Genomic DNA, 333 nt, shown 5'->3' with positions numbered 1-333 from the left:
CCAAAGATCATCACTGCCAGCTGCCCGGTGTGCGGCGGGGATCTGCAGCCGGACGATATCTGGCTGAAAAAGGGCAACAGCGGCTGGTATACTCTGTCGGTCTGCCCTGCCAGCGCCGGTACCGGCAATGAGGCCGGAAAGGGCGTATTCCAGCGCTATAAGCTGGCCCGGCGGGACGGCCTGCACTGGAGCTTTGCCCGCTGCGTCCAGATCCCGGACGAAGCCGGCCTTGCCCGCTGGGAACGGATGCGCACCCAGATGTTCGAGCGGATGCAGGCCCGGGCCGAAAAGGCCGCCGCTGAAGCCGCCGGAAAAGCATAAAGATCCCCGCCC

Annotated in this window: 1 pseudogene; it reads left to right on the top strand. The window is 65.5% G+C overall.

Annotation, left to right across the window (positions count from 1 at the left end):
- Positions 1-321: pseudogene (locus P0G09_RS16435) on the top strand (exonuclease); the annotation flags it as partial.
- Positions 322-333: the final 12 nt, after the last annotated feature.

Origin of the sequence: Faecalibacterium sp. DFI.5.82, assembly GCF_029076575.1 — a bacterium.
GTDB classification, from domain to species: Bacteria; Bacillota; Clostridia; order Oscillospirales; family Ruminococcaceae; genus Faecalibacterium; species Faecalibacterium duncaniae.
This window is presented reverse-complemented; position numbering and strand designations above follow the sequence as displayed.